At 41.3% G+C, this 19148-nt stretch carries 12 protein-coding genes, 2 tRNA genes, 3 rRNA genes and 1 other annotated feature; of the genes, 5 read left to right on the forward strand and 12 right to left on the reverse strand.

What is annotated here, in order from left to right; all coding sequences use genetic code 11:
• Positions 1–85: 85 nt before the first annotated feature.
• Positions 86–1305 (reverse strand): IS3 family transposase gene (locus EGS47_RS15635; protein WP_125269079.1). Its coding sequence is split into 2 segments (ribosomal slippage): positions 86–1029 and positions 1029–1305, totalling 1221 coding nucleotides; the frame shifts between segments, so codons are not numbered across the junction.
• Positions 914–1030, reverse strand: a sequence feature (AL1L pseudoknot). Its footprint overlaps the gene before it by 117 nt.
• A gap of 201 nt (positions 1306–1506) precedes the next feature.
• Between EGS47_RS15635 and EGS47_RS15645 the strand changes: the two genes are divergently transcribed.
• The gene (locus tag EGS47_RS15645) at positions 1507–2175 is read left to right on the forward strand and encodes an IS1595 family transposase (protein WP_004987592.1); all 669 of its coding nucleotides are present in this window, start codon (positions 1507–1509) and stop codon (positions 2173–2175) included.
• 367 nt (positions 2176–2542) lie between these two features.
• Here the strand turns inward: EGS47_RS15645 and EGS47_RS15650 are convergent, their stop codons facing one another.
• The 9 genes from EGS47_RS15650 to EGS47_RS15690 all read right to left on the reverse strand — a co-directional run bounded on the left by EGS47_RS15650 (position 2543) and on the right by EGS47_RS15690 (position 13188).
• Positions 2543–3085, reverse strand: a complete 543-nt coding sequence (locus tag EGS47_RS15650; RefSeq protein WP_004987590.1) for a GNAT family N-acetyltransferase — start codon at positions 3083–3085, stop codon at positions 2543–2545.
• Between the two features lie 157 nt (positions 3086–3242).
• Positions 3243–3357 (reverse strand): 5S ribosomal RNA (gene rrf, locus EGS47_RS15655).
• A gap of 175 nt (positions 3358–3532) precedes the next feature.
• A 23S ribosomal RNA gene (locus EGS47_RS15660) occupies positions 3533–6425 on the reverse strand.
• A gap of 406 nt (positions 6426–6831) precedes the next feature.
• A tRNA-Ala gene (locus EGS47_RS15665) sits at positions 6832–6907 on the reverse strand.
• 55 nt (positions 6908–6962) lie between these two features.
• Positions 6963–7039: transfer RNA gene (locus tag EGS47_RS15670), tRNA-Ile, on the reverse strand.
• 177 nt (positions 7040–7216) lie between these two features.
• Positions 7217–8755, reverse strand: a 16S ribosomal RNA gene (locus EGS47_RS15675).
• The 16S, 23S and 5S rRNA genes sit together here with 2 tRNA genes alongside, the layout of an rRNA operon.
• 336 nt (positions 8756–9091) lie before the next feature.
• On the reverse strand, positions 9092–10339 hold the full coding sequence (locus EGS47_RS15680) for a CaiB/BaiF CoA transferase family protein (RefSeq protein ID WP_005004280.1): 1248 nt from the start codon (positions 10337–10339) through the stop codon (positions 9092–9094).
• 52 nt (positions 10340–10391) lie between these two features.
• Positions 10392–11708 (reverse strand): MFS transporter, encoded by a 1317-nt coding sequence (locus tag EGS47_RS15685; protein ID WP_004997771.1) that lies wholly within the window; start codon positions 11706–11708, stop codon positions 10392–10394.
• Positions 11709–11961: 253 nt separating this feature from the next.
• Positions 11962–13188: an acyl-CoA dehydrogenase gene (locus EGS47_RS15690; RefSeq protein WP_004988979.1), complete on the reverse strand. Its 1227-nt coding sequence runs from the start codon at positions 13186–13188 to the stop codon at positions 11962–11964.
• 251 nt (positions 13189–13439) lie between these two features.
• Here EGS47_RS15690 and EGS47_RS15695 point away from each other — a divergent pair, with 251 nt between their 5' ends.
• Positions 13440–14414 carry a LysR substrate-binding domain-containing protein gene (locus EGS47_RS15695; protein ID WP_005004276.1) on the forward strand — a complete coding sequence of 325 codons (975 nt, stop codon included), beginning with the start codon at positions 13440–13442 and terminating at the stop codon, positions 14412–14414.
• Here EGS47_RS15695 and EGS47_RS15700 read toward each other — a convergent pair.
• Positions 14395–14724, reverse strand: a complete 330-nt coding sequence (locus EGS47_RS15700) for a hypothetical protein (RefSeq protein ID WP_004997762.1) — start codon at positions 14722–14724, stop codon at positions 14395–14397. The genes EGS47_RS15695 and EGS47_RS15700 overlap by 20 nt on opposite strands.
• A gap of 191 nt (positions 14725–14915) precedes the next feature.
• On the opposite strand from EGS47_RS15700, the gene EGS47_RS15705 reads away from it, so the two are divergent.
• Both EGS47_RS15705 and EGS47_RS15710 read left to right on the forward strand, forming a co-directional pair.
• Positions 14916–15353: an HD domain-containing protein gene (locus EGS47_RS15705; protein ID WP_004988982.1), complete on the forward strand. Its 438-nt coding sequence runs from the start codon at positions 14916–14918 to the stop codon at positions 15351–15353.
• 103 nt (positions 15354–15456) lie between these two features.
• A complete protein-coding gene (locus EGS47_RS15710; RefSeq protein ID WP_004997750.1) occupies positions 15457–16356 on the forward strand; it encodes a LysR family transcriptional regulator in 900 nt (299 codons plus the stop codon).
• Between the two features lie 43 nt (positions 16357–16399).
• Here the strand turns inward: EGS47_RS15710 and map are convergent, their stop codons facing one another.
• Positions 16400–17221, reverse strand: coding sequence for a type I methionyl aminopeptidase (gene map / locus EGS47_RS15715; RefSeq protein WP_005004274.1), 822 nt, complete (start codon positions 17219–17221; stop codon positions 16400–16402).
• A gap of 339 nt (positions 17222–17560) precedes the next feature.
• Here map and brnQ point away from each other — a divergent pair, with 339 nt between their 5' ends.
• Positions 17561–18862: a branched-chain amino acid transport system II carrier protein gene (gene brnQ, locus EGS47_RS15720; protein ID WP_004997746.1), complete on the forward strand. Its 1302-nt coding sequence runs from the start codon at positions 17561–17563 to the stop codon at positions 18860–18862.
• Positions 18863–19148: the final 286 nt, after the last annotated feature.

Raw genomic sequence — 19148 nt, forward strand, 5'->3', positions numbered from 1 at the left:
CTGATTTTGGATTAACGTTTTGCTTAAATGAGAGATCTGGAGGCACTGAACCGTACCGGGTTTGTCGGAGACTTTTTTATTTAAGTTAGGCCACCTGACCTAACGGATTAATCTTATCATAGTACATTGCTTCAAACTCAAAAGGCGATACATAACCCAGTGCACTGTGTACACGCTTTTTGTTGAACCAATCTACCCAATTTAATGTCGCAAGTTGTACATCCGCTAAACCTTGCCAATCTGCTTTTAAATATTCAATCACCTCTGTTTTGTATAAGCCATTCACCGTTTCAGCCAAAGCATTATCGTATGAATCACCTGTCGTACCGACTGATGCTCGTAAATTTGCTGCTTCTAAACGATTGGTATAGCGAATAGAAAGATATTGAACACCTCTATCGGAATGATGAATTACATTCTTTGGCATGCCTCGATCGTGCAATGCTTGCTCCAATGCATCGAGCACCATATCTGTATTCATCCGTGTAGATACTTTCCATCCAACAATTGCTCGCGAGAACACATCAATAATAAATGCAGTGTAGACCCAGCCAGAATTGGTTTGAATATACGTAAAGTCACTGACCCATAATTGGTCAGGTCGATCAGCACTAAAATTCCGTTTCACTAAATCATCTGCTCGTTTTTGATCATCTCGGCTGCGGGTAGTTTGTTTGTTCTTACCACGCCAAACACCTTGTATATCTAGCTTCTGCATCAATCGAGCAACTGTACAACGTGCAATAACATAGCCTTCACGTTTCAATTTTTGCCAGACTTTACGTACACCATATCGACCTGAACTTTCTTTCCAAATACGTTTGATTTGTTCTGCATGATGTAAATCATGCTGAGCACGTTTCGCTCGATGTTCTGGGTTATCAACGAGATCTAAAGCCCGATAATAGGTCGAAGCTGCAATCGGTAAAATTCTACAAATCGCTTCAACACCATATCGATCTTTATTGTTATGGATAAAATCCACCATTATTTGTGTGGGCGGTCGAGCTCCGCCTGGGCGAAAAAAGCGGCTGCTTTACGTAGAATTTCATTGGCACGTTTTAATTCTTTAATTTCACGTTCCATTTGCTTCATTTTTTCTTGGTCAGATATCTGTTGTACTTTGGCAGGATTTAGTTGATCCATATGCTTTAAATACCAAACACGCAATGTTTCAGGAGTACAACCAATCTTAGGTGCAATAGCTGTGATTGCTGCCCAAGTAGAAGGATAATCTTTTTCAGATTCAATTAGTAATTGAACCGCTCTTTCTCTAATTTCGGGGGTATAGTTTGGTTTTTTCATCGGAATAGTCTCTCAGAATATTGACCCTCCGACAAACCCGGTACGGTTCACACAATAACTTGACCAACGTATTTGCATAAAAGTATCTTTATCCTATTGATTAAGCTTTCTATCAGCTCCTAATAAGCAACTAATTTGATAATCTAAGGATTAAAAAAAAATAGGGGCTGTAGTAGATTAGAAGTGTGATAGTCTACTTTTATGAAGATAACTAGATGTAAATTAAGTAAAAAAACTCAAAGAAAACTACTTGAGTTTTTTATTGCAGAGGTAACCGCTAGAACAGCAGCAGATTTACTCGGTATTCAACCTAATTCTGCTGCTTTGTTTTATAGGAAAATACGCCAAGTCATCATGTATCATCTTGACCAAGATGCCATAGAGGTTTTTGAGGGACAAATTGAGCTAGATGAAAGTTATTTTGGTGGTGTTCGTAAGGGAAAACGTGGGCGTGGAGCTGCGGGAAAAGTAGCTGTATTTGGTATGCTTAAACGTGGTGGCAAAGTTTACGTCAAGATTTTTCCAGATACAAAGACAGCAACCTTACTGCCAATAATTACTAGAAAAATTGCTCCAGATAGCATTGTTTATACAGATAGCTATCGTAGTTATAATGCCCTTGATGTCAGTGATTTTAGCCATCATAGAATCAATCATTCAGAAAAATTTGTTGAGGATAAAAATCATATCAATGGTGTTGAAAATTTCTGGAATCAAGCAAAACGAGTACTAAGAAAATATAATGGTATTGACCGAAATGCCTTTATATTGTTTATTAAAGATGAGAAGCACTGCTTCGCAAGATTTCGATTCAACTATGGCAGTCCAAAAGAGCAGCTAAAAACTCTACTCATTTGGACAGATATTTAAGCTTATCTACTACAGCCCAATAACTTAAATTAAATGCTGTTATTTTACCTTCAGGCAAACAATACTGTAAGTTTTTATACCTTTTAAGATAAATAATATCTGAAATAAACTGAATATTTTCCTTCGTTAATCTCTATTTTCCACCAATAAAGCTGTTCCACTTGTATAGGTTCAATTTTAGTGAGCTATCGCATAGATGCTACTGATTTTGGATTAACGTTTTGCTTAAATGAGAGATCTGGAGGCACAATAACTTGACCAACGTATTTGCATAAAAGTATCTTTATCCTATTGATTAAGCTTTCTATCAGCTCCTATAAGCAACTAATTTGATAATCCAAAGATTAAAATATATACAAAATAAAGCTTACCAAAGCTCACCTTCTCTCCAATTGGTGCAAATTACATGATGCTCGGTACTATGTAGTAGTAAATCTTTCAATTGAATATTCAATGGATACAGCATTATTTTATTCTCATCCGTTAGGTAAGTAGACTTACCTTGATGAATATATAAATCCCCCAACCAATTAATCCAACCTAATTTTTTATAGAATTTATCATATTCAGGTTGCAATGCTGCAAGTTCATAACCTAAGTGAGTTAAAGTATCGATCAAATATCTTAATAGTTGTGATGCGAATCCCTTCCCCCGTATTCTCTCATCAGTAGTCACATATTCAACATAAGCTGTTTTCAATTTTATAGTGTTATTAATAGTGAAAACTCTGTCTGTCCATAGCGCATGCGACACGATTTTTCCATCCAATATACCAACAAGATGAGACGCTGTTTGCATGAAAAGATATTGGCTCCAAGGATCTTCATCAAATGCAGAAAAGCACAATTTGGCAATTTGTTGTCGCTGCTGAGGATTTAGCTCTTTAACTTCAAAAAGTTTAAACTCCATAAGCAGAGTCTCAATAAAAGTTAATTATATTTTAAATAAGGATCTGGAATATATGAGTTATCTTTCATTATAAATATAATCAAAATAAATGGGTATATTTATTTTTTCCAATAAAAAGCCCCCTGATCTTTTGATCAGGGGGTATTTAGCATTTAAAAGCTGGCGATGACTTACTCTCACATGGCTAACGCCACACTACCATCAGCGCGAAGAGGTTTCACTTCTGAGTTCGGGAAGGGATCAGGTGGTTCACTCTTGCTATTGTCGCCAGCAAACTGTTGTGGTGCTTTGGGGTCTTATTCACATTACTTAATAATGTATGCCTTACTTACGAACCAAAGAGTTATTAACGGATTGGAAATTGAGTCGGTATTGTAACTAGTTTATTGACTAAATCAAGTTTTCGTATCGAATTTATCTTGAATACAACAACTGTTTGGGTGTTGTATAGTCAAGCCTCACGAGCAATTAGTATTGGTCAGCTTCACATATCACTATGCTTCCACATCCAACCTATCAACGTCCTAGTCTTGAACGGCTCTTTAGGTGACATATAGTCACAGGGAAATCTTATCTTGAGGTAGGCTTCCCGCTTAGATGCTTTCAGCGGTTATCCCTTCCGAACATAGCTACCCGGCGATGCGACTGGCGTCACAACCGGTACACCAGAGGTTCGTCCACTCTGGTCCTCTCGTACTAGGAGCAGATCCTCTCAAATTTCCAGCGCCCACGGTAGATAGGGACCGAACTGTCTCACGACGTTCTAAACCCAGCTCGCGTACCTCTTTAAATGGCGAACAGCCATACCCTTGGGACCTGCTTCAGCCCCAGGATGAGATGAGCCGACATCGAGGTGCCAAACACCGCCGTCGATATGAACTCTTGGGCGGTATCAGCCTGTTATCCCCAGAGTACCTTTTATCCGTTGAGCGATGGCCCTTCCATACAGAACCACCGGATCACTAAGACCTACTTTCGTACCTGCTCGACTTGTGGGTCTCGCAGTTAAGCGCGCTTTTGCCTTTATACTCTACGCGTGATTTCCGACCACGCTGAGCGCACCTTCGTACTCCTCCGTTACTCTTTAGGAGGAGACCGCCCCAGTCAAACTACCCACCAGACATGGTCCTCGCCCCGGATTACGGGGCAGAGTTAGAACCTCAACATTACCAGGGTGGTATTTCAAGGATGGCTCCAATGCAACTGGCGTCACATCTTCATAGCCTCCCACCTATCCTACACAAGTAAGGTCAAAGTTCAATGTCAAGCTGCAGTAAAGGTTCACGGGGTCTTTCCGTCTAGCCGCGGGTACACTGCATCTTCACAGCGATTTCGATTTCACTGAGCCTCTGCTGGAGACAGCGCCGCCATCATTATGCCATTCGTGCAGGTCGGAACTTACCCGACAAGGAATTTCGCTACCTTAGGACCGTTATAGTTACGGCCGCCGTTTACTGGGGCTTCGATCAAGAGCTTCGCTTACGCTAACCCCATCAATTAACCTTCCAGCACCGGGCAGGCATCACACCCTATACGTCCACTTTCGTGTTTGCAGAGTGCTATGTTTTTAATAAACAGTTGCAGCGGCCTGGTTTCTGCGGCTGCCAAGCGCTCAGGGAGCAAGTCCCATCACCCTCAGCAGCGTACCTTCTCCCGAAGTTACGGTACCATTTTGCCTAGTTCCTTCAGCAGAGTTCTCTCAAGCGCCTTGGTCTACTCGACCTGACCACCTGTGTCGGTTTCGGGTACGATTCCTGTGTAACTGTAGCTTAGAGACTTTTCTTGGAAGTATGGTATCAGCCACTTCACTGTACAAGTACAGCTTGATATCGACTCTCAGCATAGAGCACCCCGGATTTGCCTAAGATGCATGCCTACTGTCTTCCACCTGGACTACCAACGCCAGGCTGACTTAACCTTCTCCGTCCTCTCATCGCATTACACAGAAGTATGGGAATATTAACCCATTTCCCATCGACTACGCCTTTCGGCCTCGCCTTAGGGGTCGACTCACCCAGCCCCGATTAACGTTGGACTGGAACCCTTGGTCTTTCGGCGAACGGGTTTTTCACCCGTTTTGTCGTTACTCACGTCAGCATTCGCACTTCTGATACCTCCAGCATACTTCTCAATACACCTTCATCGGCTTACAGAACGCTCCCCTACCACGTAACTTAAAGTTACATCCGCAGCTTCGGCACATAGTTTTAGCCCCGTTACATCTTCCGCGCAGGCCGACTCGACTAGTGAGCTATTACGCTTTCTTTAAAGGGTGGCTGCTTCTAAGCCAACCTCCTAGCTGTCTATGCCTTCCCACATCGTTTCCCACTTAACTATGATTTTGGGGCCTTAGCTGGCGGTCTGGATTGTTTTCCTCTTGACTACGGACGTTAGCACCCGCAGTCTGTCTCCCGGATAGTACTCATAGGTATTCGGAGTTTGCATCGGTTTGGTAAGTCGGGATGACCCCCTAGCCGAAACAGTGCTCTACCCCCTATGGTATTCGTCCGAGGCGCTACCTAAATAGCTTTCGGGGAGAACCAGCTATCACCAGGCTTGATTAGCCTTTCACCCCTATCCACAAGTCATCCCCTGGCTTTTCAACGACAGTGGGTTCGGTCCTCCAGTTAGTGTTACCCAACCTTCAACCTGCTCATGGATAGATCGCCTGGTTTCGGGTCTACACCCAGCAACTATACGCCCTATTAAGACTCGATTTCTCTACGGCTCCCCTATGCGGTTAACCTTGCTACTGAATGTAAGTCGCTGACCCATTATACAAAAGGTACGCAGTCACCGAACAAGTCGGCTCCCACTGCTTGTATGCATGCGGTTTCAGGATCTATTTCACTCCCCTCACAGGGGTTCTTTTCGCCTTTCCCTCACGGTACTGGTTCACTATCGGTCAGTCAGGAGTATTTAGCCTTGGAGGATGGTCCCCCCATATTCAGACAAGGTTTCACGTGCCTCGCCCTACTCGTCATCATGATGTGTGCCCTTTCGTGTACGGGACTATCACCCTCTACGGTCGCACTTCCCAGAGCGTTCCGCTAAAACACACATCACTTAATGGGCTGATCCCCGTTCGCTCGCCGCTACTAAGGGAATCTCAATTGATTTCTTTTCCTAAGGGTACTGAGATGTTTCACTTCCCCTCGTTCGCTTCAATAACCTATGTATTCAGCTATTGATACCTACCTTATAGTAGGTGGGTTCCCCCATTCAGATATCTCCGGATCAATGGATATTTGCCGCCTCCCCGGAGCTTTTCGCAGGCTATCACGTCTTTCTTCGCCTCTGACTGCCAAGGCATCCACCACATGCACTTAATTACTTGACTATACAACCCCAAACAGTCGTTAATACCTACAAGTAGTATTACCAACATTACAGTTTGAAGTACTGTGCACTTAAGCACTGTACAGCTTCAATCTAAATTCATATACCAAAACGCTTGATTCAGTTAATTTGCTAGTTCTCAATTAACTCTGAGATCAGAATTACTTCTTCTCTCTTTGTTATTGAGTGAACAATTTATTTCAGACTCAATTCTCAATCTGTTAATGAATTAATGTAACCTCGTCAGCTACATTAAACTGTGATTAATCACAGAGCTTAATAAATCATTATATTTACTAAGCTCTATAATTATCTTAGCTTCAAGCTCCATCCTATGTGTGCCTGCGCACAGCATAGCTGTTTGCTTAAATTTCAAGGAAAAGCTGCGCTTTTCTGTTCTTGAAATTTGGTGGAGACTAGGAGAGTCGAACTCCTGACCTCCTGCGTGCAAAGCAGGCGCTCTACCAACTAAGCTAAGTCCCCAGCTTATATCATTTAAGTATCTTTAACTCTGTACTCATTAATCTATTCGTCAGAATGGTGGGTCTGACAAGACTTGAACTTGTGACCCCACGCTTATCAAGCGTGTGCTCTAACCAACTGAGCTACAGACCCTGAGAAATAAAAAAAGAGATTAATAATCTCTTTTTTTATTTCGCAAGACAAGCGCAGCGCGTAGTGCATGACTTATCTCTGAAATTAAAAGAGAAAACTCGTTCCTTTTCTATCTTTCATTCAGATACCAGAAGAACAACTTGTTGTGGATTCTTACCAATCAACCAATCTTTTCGTTAAGGAGGTGATCCAGCCGCAGGTTCCCCTACGGCTACCTTGTTACGACTTCACCCCAGTCATCGGCCACACCGTGGTGAACGTCCTCTTTGCAGTTAGACTATCCACTTCTGGTGCAACAAACTCCCATGGTGTGACGGGCGGTGTGTACAAGGCCCGGGAACGTATTCACCGCGGCATTCTGATCCGCGATTACTAGCGATTCCGACTTCATGGAGTCGAGTTGCAGACTCCAATCCGGACTACGATCGGCTTTTTGAGATTAGCATCCTATCGCTAGGTAGCAACCCTTTGTACCGACCATTGTAGCACGTGTGTAGCCCTGGTCGTAAGGGCCATGATGACTTGACGTCGTCCCCGCCTTCCTCCAGTTTGTCACTGGCAGTATCCTTAAAGTTCCCACCCAAAGTGCTGGCAAATAAGGAAAAGGGTTGCGCTCGTTGCGGGACTTAACCCAACATCTCACGACACGAGCTGACGACAGCCATGCAGCACCTGTATGTAAGTTCCCGAAGGCACCAATCCATCTCTGGAAAGTTCTTACTATGTCAAGACCAGGTAAGGTTCTTCGCGTTGCATCGAATTAAACCACATGCTCCACCGCTTGTGCGGGCCCCCGTCAATTCATTTGAGTTTTAGTCTTGCGACCGTACTCCCCAGGCGGTCTACTTATCGCGTTAGCTGCGCCACTAATCCCTCAAAGAGACCAACGGCTAGTAGACATCGTTTACGGCATGGACTACCAGGGTATCTAATCCTGTTTGCTCCCCATGCTTTCGTACCTCAGCGTCAGTGTTAGGCCAGATGGCTGCCTTCGCCATCGGTATTCCTCCAGATCTCTACGCATTTCACCGCTACACCTGGAATTCTACCATCCTCTCCCACACTCTAGCTAACCAGTATCGAATGCAATTCCCAAGTTAAGCTCGGGGATTTCACATCCGACTCAATTAGCCGCCTACGCACGCTTTACGCCCAGTAAATCCGATTAACGCTCGCACCCTCTGTATTACCGCGGCTGCTGGCACAGAGTTAGCCGGTGCTTATTCTGCGAGTAACGTCCAGTAGCTGGTAGTATTAATACCAGTACCCTCCTCCTCGCTTAAAGTGCTTTACAACCATAAGGCCTTCTTCACACACGCGGCATGGCTGGATCAGGGTTCCCCCCATTGTCCAATATTCCCCACTGCTGCCTCCCGTAGGAGTCTGGGCCGTGTCTCAGTCCCAGTGTGGCGGATCATCCTCTCAGACCCGCTACAGATCGTCGCCTTGGTAGGCCTTTACCCCACCAACTAGCTAATCCGACTTAGGCTCATCTATTAGCGCAAGGTCATTACTGATCCCCTGCTTTCTCCCGTAGGACGTATGCGGTATTAGCATCCCTTTCGAAATGTTGTCCCCCACTAATAGCCAGATTCCTAAGTATTACTCACCCGTCCGCCGCTAAGATAAGGTGCAAGCACCTCATCTCCGCTCGACTTGCATGTGTTAAGCCTGCCGCCAGCGTTCAATCTGAGCCATGATCAAACTCTTCAGTTAAAATCATTTTGCACCTTATTAAAGACAAGGTGCCAATTCTGGCTCATCAATTACTGACAAATTCTCTCAAATAAACTTCGAGTAATTTAAACCAATTAATCAATGATAATATTTCGATCAATCAATTAGTAAAAATCCACACAAGTTGTTCTTCTATTCTCTTAATGATCTATTCCTTACCTCGTCAGTAAGAAATTCAACTCAATACAAATCCTTCAACCTTAACCCTAAAAGCCAAGATCTTCATCGTGTATCGCGTCGGGATGCTGCGTATTCTATACAGTTTTTAAAGCAACGCAAGCCCTATTTTTCAAAAAAATATCATCAGGATGTTTTTTAATCAGTGCACGCTTTTTCCTTGCTGTATTCACCTGTTTTACCCTCAATTATGCCTTTTTCAATCAACTGATTAAGTTGATCATTCGATTTATAACGCTTCAGTATCTTATAAGTATGTTCACCTAGCTGTGGTGGTGCATGATGATATTCAACTGGAGTACCCGATAATTTGATTGGCGAAGCAATTACTTTAAATCTCAGATTTTGTGGGTGTGGAATATTCACTACCATTTGACGCGCCAGAATTTGTGGTTCATTTAATGCTTCTTCAATTGAGTTGATCATGCCCACTGGCACTTTTTTCGCATGAATTTGTGTTACCCAATGATTTGCATCTTGCGTTTGGAAATGCTCACTCAATACACCAATTAATTCATGCCTATGTGCAACTCGATCTTTATTAGTCGAATAATTTAGCTGATCTAATAAGTCCGCCCGATCTATTGCAATACACAAGTCCTTGAATTGTTTATCATTACCACAGGCAATAATAAAGTCTTTATCCTTTGCCTTAAACACTTGATACGGCACAATATTCGGATGTGCATTTCCCATTCGTACAGGTGATTTTCCTGTGGTTAAAAAGTTCATGCCTTGATTGGCCAATGTTGCAACCTGTACATCTAAAAGAGACAAATCAATGTGTTGTCCTTTACCTGTACTCAAACGTGACCATAATGCTGCTTGAATCGCAATGGTGGCATACAGCCCAGTTTGAATATCTGCAACCGCAACCCCAACTTTTTGTGGTTCTTGATTTTGCTCACCTGTAATACTCATCAATCCAGACATACCTTGAATGACGAAATCATAACCAGGCTCTTCGGCACGAGGACCTGTTTGCCCAAAACCTGTAATTGAACAATAGACAAGTTGAGGGTTAATTTGACTCAGTGTCGCGTAATCTAGTCCATATTTTGCCAATGAGCCAGCTTTGTAGTTTTCAATTAATACATCCGCATCTTTGATCATCTCCTGAATCAGTTGTTGGCCTTCTTCAGATGCAATATCAATTGCCACAGAATATTTATTTCGGTTGGCTGCCTGATAATAACCCGCTTCTTTAGTCGGTTGGCCCTGATCATTTAACATCCACGGCGGCCCCCACATGCGAGTATCATCACCCACTTTAGGACGTTCCACTTTAATCACTTCTGCACCTAGATCTGCCAGAATTTGACCACACCATGGTCCTGCTAAAACCCGACTTAAATCCAATACTGTTAAGCCTGTCAATGCACCCATAATTTATTCCTCCAAAAACCGACATCATATTTTTAGATGTCGGTTTTTTATCTCATGATTTTTGTGGATCGTACTGACGATCTTTAATAAATAAACCTGGTAATACGCCTGCGATAAAGTAGGCTGCCCCCATGACAATAAATGCCATAGCAAAAGTCCCACCTGATGCCAAAAAGCCAATCGTTGCAGGTGCAATTGCAGCACCGACACGACCAATGTTATAAGCACCACCAATCGCAGTCCCACGGACATCAGTTGAGAACGACTCTGCCATATAAGTGGCATTTACCCCATATGGAATACCGTAAAGGAAACCAAAGGTGATCAATAAATACAGAATATTGTCAGGCGTATTAAAGAAAATAATGATTGGCAGGAAAATTGCGCTGGCAAGTGTGCCGAAGACAAACACAGCACGGCGATTAAATTTATCCGCTAAATATCCTGCTAAAATTTTGCCTAAAATCATTGCGGTATATGAACCCACCATATAACTGGTCAAGGATTTAAAATTCATATGGACTTCAGTTTCAAGATAACTCGGCATCCAGTTATTAATCCCGTAATAACCAAACTGTAAGAAAAATGCGGTGGTCATCCAAAGTAGAAACATTTTGCGATGTTTGAAGTTCTTGAAGATTTGTTTGTAAATACTGCCGCTTTTAGGTTTTACATCTGGTTGTCCTGTTTTTTGTTTTTCTGGATTTAAAGCTGCAATTTTTGTTAATTGCCATGATTTTGGTTCAGGGACAAAGCGCTGTAAAATGACATTAATAATGGCAGGAATCACGGTAATAAAAAATAGAATACGCCAGCCATGTTCAGGAATAATTGCACCAGCTAATAATGTAGCTACGATGTAACCTACGGTTTGTCCTGTCTGTAATGTTCCTAAGACGGTTGTACGATATGAAGTCGGAACGTATTCGGCCATTAAAGTATTACATGCCATATACAGCGCACCAATTCCTAAAGCTCCGATAAAACGAAGCACCATGAATTGTTCAAAAGTTTGTGTAAAACCTAAAATACAAGTTGCAATTGAAAAGAATGTCACTGAATGCGCAATGGTTCTAACACGACCAAACTTATCACAGGCCCAACCACCTAAAATCCCTCCAATTCCCATCCCTGCTAAGGATGCGCTGCCTAATGCGCCCGCCTGAAAAGTCGACAAACCAAAATCTGCTTTTAAACTGGTTAAGCTATAAGACAACAACATGATATCCACGCCATCCACCACCATCGCGAAATAGGCAAATAACAATGCCCATTTCCATGTATTTGGGGTAATGCGATCATATGTTCCAATATTGGATGCTAGTGTATTTGGAAGATTTCCCGTAACGGTTTGAACATCATTGTTCATTTTATTTCACCTCATTTTTCCTAAATGAGTCTTGAGTTTTCATCGATTGATCATGCCATGTTCGCTTTGCTATTGTTGTTTTATCTTGCCCAAGCAAAGTGCCATTTCTTCATGAAAAATTCCATGATGAATCCCTGACTATTTTTGTATTGTCTTTTTTAAGCAAAAGCCGCTTAGAGACACGCATAGCGCGTATCTTTAAGCATCAAGATTTAATTTAAAAAATGAAAAACGAATTAATTAAACTATGAGTCTAGTTACTAAAAGCCGCAATACCCGTTTGAGCACGTCCCAAAATCAAGGCATGTACATCATGTGTACCTTCGTAAGTATTGACGACTTCTAGGTTCACCAAGTGACGTGCAACACCAAATTCATCACTAATGCCGTTACCACCCATCATGTCACGGGCTAAACGAGCAATATCAAGCGCTTTACCACAGTTATTACGTTTAATTAAAGACGTACCTTCTACCGCAGCAATACCTTCATCTTTCATACGACCAAAACGTAAAGCCGCCTGTAAGCCTAATGCGATTTCAGTTTGCATATCAGCCAGTTTTTTCTGAATCAACTGATTGGCAGCCAATGGACGACCGAATTGTTTACGATCTAGGGTATATTGACGTGCGGTATGCCAACAAAATTCTGCCGCACCCATTGCACCCCAAGCGATTCCATAACGCGCACTGTTCAAGCAAGTGAATGGACCTTTTAGACCACGAACGTCTGGAAATGCGTTTTCTTCTGGAACAAACACATTATCCATCACGATTTCGCCAGTAATGGAAGCACGTAATCCTACTTTGCCGTGAATTGCTGGAGCAGAAAGTCCTTCCCAACCCTTTTCTAAGATAAATCCACGAATTTCGCCAACATTACCTTCAGCAGACACTTCTTTTGCCCATACCACAAACACATCAGCAATTGGGCTGTTGGTAATCCACATTTTTGCGCCAGTTAAACGATAACCACCATCTACTTTTTTGGCACGTGTAATCATACTGCCCGGATCAGAACCATGATCAGGTTCAGTCAAACCGAAACAGCCAATGTATTCACCTGTTGCAAGTTTCGGTAAATATTTTTGCTTTTGTTCTTCAGTCCCAAATTCATTAATTGGCACCATCACTAAAGAACTTTGTACACTTGCCATTGAACGGTAGCCTGAATCGACACGTTCAACTTCACGAGCAATCAAACCATAACTGACATAATTTAAACCTGCGCCACCGTATTGTTCTGGAATGGTTGGCCCCAATAGACCCAACTCACCCATTTCACGAAAAATAGTAGGATCGGTGGTTTCGTGACGAAATTGCTCCAATACACGTGTCATGAGTTTATCTTGACAATATGCATGCGCAGAATCACGAATCATGCGTTCTTCTTCAGTTAACTGTTGCTCAAGTAAGAATGGGTCTTCCCAATTGAAGTGAACACGTGCAGATTTTTTAGCTGTATCGACCATTTGATTCATCGCTTTCCTAGCCTGTTTGTTTGTCATTGACCCGATGCTACGATGTCGCAGTCAAAGCAGCAAACGATAAATTTGCATACAGTCATTCCATTTACGCATATCTTATTTTAATTTTAGGCTATACTTAAATTACGTTTTACTCTTAATTCAAGCAAATAGGTTTTTTGAGCTACAGAAAGATAGAGTACACTTTCAAAATATATGTGATTTACAAATATCTTCATTTTGCAATCATCATTAAGGACAATCCCATGCGGCGCATGATTCCCTCCCTACAAGCACTCATTTGTTTTGAATCAGCCGCCAAGCACAAAAGTTATACCTATGCGGCACAAGAACTTTCGATTACACAAAGTGCTGTGTCTCGACAAGTCCAGCAGCTTGAGGAATTTTTAAATATTGAGCTGTTTAATCGCACCCGACACGGCGTAGAACTCACTCAAGCAGGCGAACAATATTTTAAGAGTATTAAGCCTTATTTGCTCGGTATTGAACAAAGTACGTTAGATTTGATGTCGCACAAAGGTTTAGGTGGAACTTTAAAGCTAGGAGTCGTTCCCACTTTTGCGACTCGTTGGTTATTGCCTCGTTTATATCGTTTTAATGAAATTTTTCCTGAAATTACCATTCACCTTGAAACCAGTACCAAACCTTTTTTATTTAGTGATCATATTTTTGATGCCGCCATTTATGCAGGAACGCCATCACAGATTGAAAACTGGCCAGGTGCAAAAATTCAATTTCTGATGCAAGAAGAGGTTGTACCTGTTTGCTCTTTAGCCTTAATCCAAAAACATTTTCCTGAGATTCATATTGATCAAAAACACAGCATCGACTTATCCCCTGAACAGATTAGTCAACTACCCTTACTGCAACAAACCACACGTCCTTACATCTGGAAAGAATGGTTTTCAGCCGCTGCTTACGATTACCCCTATGCGATGGAAGGTCAACGTCACGAACTTTTTTCCATGCTCGCAGTGGCAGCAACACATCATTTAGGCGTTGCACTCATTCCACAAATGTTGCTTGAGAAGGAACTGAACAATGCTGATCTGGTCATTGCCTCATCTTTAAAGTTAGTCGGTGCGCGTTCTTATTATTTCGTCTATTCTGAGCAACACAATAACGCACTGATTTTAAAATTTACCGAATGGCTTGAAAAAGAAGTGAAGACCTATCAAGCTAAAACTGGCTTACAACAGATCAAGACTCATGAGAACTAAATCCTGCATAGCGCGATAAATTTTCAACCCCTAAATCAGTCTGGATAATCGTTACCGCAGAATATGGCGTTTCAGTAATCGCAGTAAAAATATTCATGTCTGGATCTTCGTGTAACTCATCCACAGATTTTGTCATTTGAGCTTCAAAGCGATCTGCAACAAATTCAAAACCCAAGTCCATTGCAACAAATAAAGTGTGTTCACAAGGCTGAATATATTGCTCTTGCATCCAGTCAACGACAGCATGTTGACAAATCGGACAGAGAATATTGGCAGAAGCATCGGGCTGCTGGATAAGCTTGCAGGACATAGACTTACTCTAAAATGTAGTTAATAACGTCAAGAGTAGTCTAATAGAAATATTTGCTTGCATCTAATTTTTTTAAAATCCACCTTTGGTGAATTGCTATTCATTTCCACTCATGCTTATTATCATAGAAAGAAAAAACGTGCTCAGTTGTGTGAATTTTGAATTAACGACATTTTTGAAATGGAGATTTCATGTCAACACTAGAAAAAGCCATTGCACTGGCAACAAAAAAACATGCGGGACAACTTGATAAAGCGGGGCAACCATACATATTACATCCTTTAAGGCTTATGTTAAATGTAGAAAGTATGGATCAGAAAATGGTCGCAGTAATGCACGATCTACTTGAAGACACAGATACCACGATTGTTGATCTGATTACTTTGGGGTTTAGTCAGAATGTGATTGATGCGGTCGTTGCATTGACCAAAAAAGAAGGTGAAAGCCGTCTGGATGCAGCCAAAAGAATCGTGAAAAATTCACTTGCAAGAACAGTTAAATTAGCTGATCTTGCAGACAATATGGACTTAAGCCGAATCAAATCGCCAACGCAACGTGATTTTATGCGCCTTGAAGAATATAAAAAAGTAAAAGACTTTCTACTAAACCCGCCCGCAGCTCTCATATAATTTTGAGCTATTTACTCAGGTTTAACATAAAGCTTTAAAATTATTGGGTATAATATGCAGTATTGCTTAAAAAATTAAATTTGCTGCTCAACGGAAATCCATTATGCTCACTGATTTAGACGATTTTTATTGTTTTGCTTTAGTCGTTGAACATGGGGGATTTAGTGCAGCCGAACGAGCCACAGATATTCCAAAATCAAAATTGAGCCGTCGTGTTTATAACCTTGAAGAACGTCTCGGGGTTCGCCTGATTCAGCGTAGTTCGCGCCATTTTGCTGTGACTGAAATCGGCATGAATGTATATCGACATGCCCAAGTGATGATGAATGCTGCACAAGCCGCACATGACTTGGTCGATCATTTGAGTGTTAAACCTCGTGGTGTGATCAAAGTCACCGTTCCGGTCGATATTGCACAGAATCAACTGACCAAGATTTTGCCTGATTTTTTAAAATTATATCCTGAAATTCGGGTGCAGCTGATTATTAGTAATCGACGTTTTGATGTGATTAATGAAGGCATTGATATTGCCCTGCGTGTTCGATCCAATCTGGATGATGATCCAAGTTTAGTGATACGCCAGTTCAGCACCATTGAACAGCATATCTTTGCCAGCCAAGCCTATTTAAATGAATACGGCTCTATAAAAAAACCCGAAGATCTCTCTCAGCACCGTATTTTAAGTTTGGCTGATGACCATCTGGATCAACAAATCATTTTACACAATAAAGAAAACCAACAAGAAAAAGTAAAAGTAAATCCAGTTATTATGGCTTCAAACTTATTGATGTTAGCCAATTTAGCCAGTCAAAATTGTGGCGTTGCCTTACTCCCCGATACCATTGCGAGTGAATATGTCCGCACAGGTGAATTAGTACGAATTTTACCAGATTGGAAAGCACCCCATGGTATTTTCCATGCCGTGTATCCTTCACGTCGTGGTCAGTTACCTGCGGTTCGGGTATTTATTGATTATTTAGTTGAGCAGTTAGCTATCAGATAATAAAAAAGCTTATTTCGATCGAAATAAGCTGTATACAAACCGTTTACTCAGTCGCAGTGACAGGTAAAACTTCGATATCAGGATATGAACCTGTACCATTTGGCCACGGTGTCAATAATTCATAGCCTGTTTCTGTGACTGCAACCATGTGCTCCCATTGTGCCGATAATGATTTATCTTTGGTAATTACTGTCCAGCCGTCACTCAACTCTTTGACCTGTGCATGTCCTGCATTCACCATCGGTTCAATGGTAAAAACCATACCTTGTTGTAAAACCATACCTTGACCAGGTTGACCATAATGCAAAACATTAGGTTGTTCGTGGTAAATTTTTCCAATACCGTGTCCACAGTATTCTCGAACAATACTATAACCTTCTGCCTGAGCAACAGATTGGATCGCATAACCAATATCACCTAAGGTTGCGCCCGGTTTTACAGCTTGGATACCTGCATGCATCGCGTTATATGTGGTTTCAACCAGTTTTTTTGCATCTAGATGAACATCTCCAACCAGAAACATACGGCTGGTATCACCAAAGTAACCGTCTTTAATAATCGCAACATCGATATTGATAATATCGCCATCTTGCAGAATTTTCGTCGGAGAAGGAATACCATGACAAACCACTTCATTGACTGAGGTACATGTCGTTTTAGTAAAACCGTGATATCCCACATTGGCAGGAATCACTTGCAAAGTATTGACGATGTAATCATGACAAATATCATCCAGATATTCAGTACTCACACCGGGTTTAATATGATCTGCAATCATCTCCAGAACCTGCGCCGCCAGTCGACCTGAAACACGCAAATTTTCAATATCTTGTTCAGTTTTGATGGTAACTGTAGATGCTCGCATTGCAATCCCCTCTATGATTCTGTGAATTATACCCCCTTTAAGCTCAAACTTATATTAGCTTAATGCTTATCATTTCTAATTAGAGACTTATACATTATCAAATTAGGTCAATTATTGATCAATCAATGTTTCATCAAATATGCATTTATTGTTGAAATTTACAGCTAAAGCATTGAACCCAATATAATTTCGATTTTATTTTCAAAAGTTTAATTTAACCACTTCAGAATTTTATCTAAATTTCATCTTTATATATCTACAGGCACGTGATTAGATAATTGCACAAACATCCTATTTTTATACTAAAATTTGCATGTTTTTATCACAAACTCCCATTTTATGATCAGTCTTCGCACTTCAGACATTATTGCACTTGGTTTTATGACCTTTGCTTTATTTATTGGGGCTGGCAATATTATTTTCCCACCGATTGTTGCTCAACAAGCGGGTGAACATGTATGGTTAGCAGCAGCTGGATTTTTGATTACGGCTGTAGGCTTACCTGTTATTACCATTATGGCGCTTTCCCGTATGGAAGGTTCGATTGCCATGATCAGTTCGCCACTTGGAAGAGTCGCTAGCTTACTCCTCACTATTGTATGCTATCTGTCGGTTGGACCATTATTTGCTACTCCACGTACTGCAACCGTTTCTTATGAAATCGGTTTCTCCTCTTATTTTGGTACATCCAGTCATAGCTTACTGATTTACAGTATTGTTTATTTTGCATTTGTAACGCTAGTTTCGCTTTATCCAAATAAACTTTTGGATACTGTAGGGCGTTTTCTTGCTCCTTTAAAAATTGCGGCACTTGCTGTTTTAGGTGTTGCTGCATTTCTGATTCCATCAGGCTATATCCCACCTGCGATTAACAATTACGTTGCTCATCCTGTTTCTGAAGGTTTTGTTAATGGTTACTTAACCATGGATACTTTAGGTGCATTGGTGTTTGGTATCGTGATTATTCAGGCGATTTATTCGCGTGGTGTACGTGAGCCGAGGTTGGTAACACGTTATGCGATCATTGCCAGTATTATTTCAGGAATTGGTTTGACACTGGTATATATCAGCTTGTTCAAACTTGGGCTAGGTAGTCATGAAGTTGCACCAAATGCAAGCAATGGCGCTGTAATCTTACACGCTTATGTACAACATGCTTTCGGTGATCTTGGTTCTTTCTTCTTAACGATCCTGATCTTTATTGCCTGTATGGTGACTGCCATTGGCCTAACTTGTGCGTGTGCTGAATATTTTGCACAGTTAACCAATTTGCCGTATAAACTATATGTCTTTGTTCTGGTTGGATTTTCTTTAATCATTTCGAATTTAGGATTAACCAAACTGATCGCAATTTCAGTTCCAGTTTTAACAGCGATTTACCCGCCCGCTATCGTCGTCATTATGCTGAGTTTTTTCTGGAAATACTGGAATGTACCTGCTCGCGTCGTTGCACCTGTTACAGCCATTGCTTTCTTATTTGGTATTCTTGAGGGCTTAAAAGTTGCTGGTTTTGAAGCACATCTTCCAAGTTTCGTTCAAGATTTGCCATTAAATGCACAAAATTTAGCTTGGCTCATTCCGTCTATTGTTGTACTCGTCATTTCTATTGTGATCGACAAAATCAAAAAACCGAACGTTTGATTATTTTGTTGTTAATTAAAGTCTAGTTTTATCCAAACCTGATTTTAAGCCCAATAAAAATGCCACTGTTTTTACCCAAAACAGGCATTTTTGTTTCAACAACCCTCATCTACAACATGATCTGTTGTATCAATTCAGTCGTACTGGTTTTATCAAAATAAAAACAATTATCAGCCATCTTCTCCAAACTAATACATTGCAAATAATCATCGCACACATCGCGTATTTTTAATTATTTTTTAAGAAATGCATTTTAGGCTAAAAATCAACCTTTGTCGTTTCACAT

This window comes from Acinetobacter sp. FDAARGOS_515 (genome assembly GCF_003938865.1).
Classification (GTDB): Bacteria; Pseudomonadota; Gammaproteobacteria; order Pseudomonadales; family Moraxellaceae; genus Acinetobacter; species Acinetobacter ursingii.

Excerpts from the sequence above, each read along its gene's own strand:
- EGS47_RS15705 (WP_004988982.1), top strand. The coding sequence starts at position 14,916 with ATGTCAACACTAGAAAAAGCCATTGCACTGGCAACAAAAAAACATGCG.
- EGS47_RS15710 (WP_004997750.1), top strand. The coding sequence starts at position 15,457 with ATGCTCACTGATTTAGACGATTTTTATTGTTTTGCTTTAGTCGTTGAA.
- EGS47_RS15685 (WP_004997771.1), bottom strand. The coding sequence starts at position 11,708 with ATGAACAATGATGTTCAAACCGTTACGGGAAATCTTCCAAATACACTA.
- map (WP_005004274.1), bottom strand. The coding sequence starts at position 17,221 with ATGCGAGCATCTACAGTTACCATCAAAACTGAACAAGATATTGAAAAT.
- EGS47_RS15650 (WP_004987590.1), bottom strand. The coding sequence starts at position 3,085 with ATGGAGTTTAAACTTTTTGAAGTTAAAGAGCTAAATCCTCAGCAGCGA.
- EGS47_RS15680 (WP_005004280.1), bottom strand. The coding sequence starts at position 10,339 with ATGGGTGCATTGACAGGCTTAACAGTATTGGATTTAAGTCGGGTTTTA.
- EGS47_RS15690 (WP_004988979.1), bottom strand. The coding sequence starts at position 13,188 with ATGAATCAAATGGTCGATACAGCTAAAAAATCTGCACGTGTTCACTTC.
- brnQ (WP_004997746.1), top strand. The coding sequence starts at position 17,561 with ATGATCAGTCTTCGCACTTCAGACATTATTGCACTTGGTTTTATGACC.
- EGS47_RS15700 (WP_004997762.1), bottom strand. The coding sequence starts at position 14,724 with ATGTCCTGCAAGCTTATCCAGCAGCCCGATGCTTCTGCCAATATTCTC.
- EGS47_RS15695 (WP_005004276.1), top strand. The coding sequence starts at position 13,440 with ATGCGGCGCATGATTCCCTCCCTACAAGCACTCATTTGTTTTGAATCA.
- EGS47_RS15645 (WP_004987592.1), top strand. The coding sequence starts at position 1,507 with ATGAAGATAACTAGATGTAAATTAAGTAAAAAAACTCAAAGAAAACTA.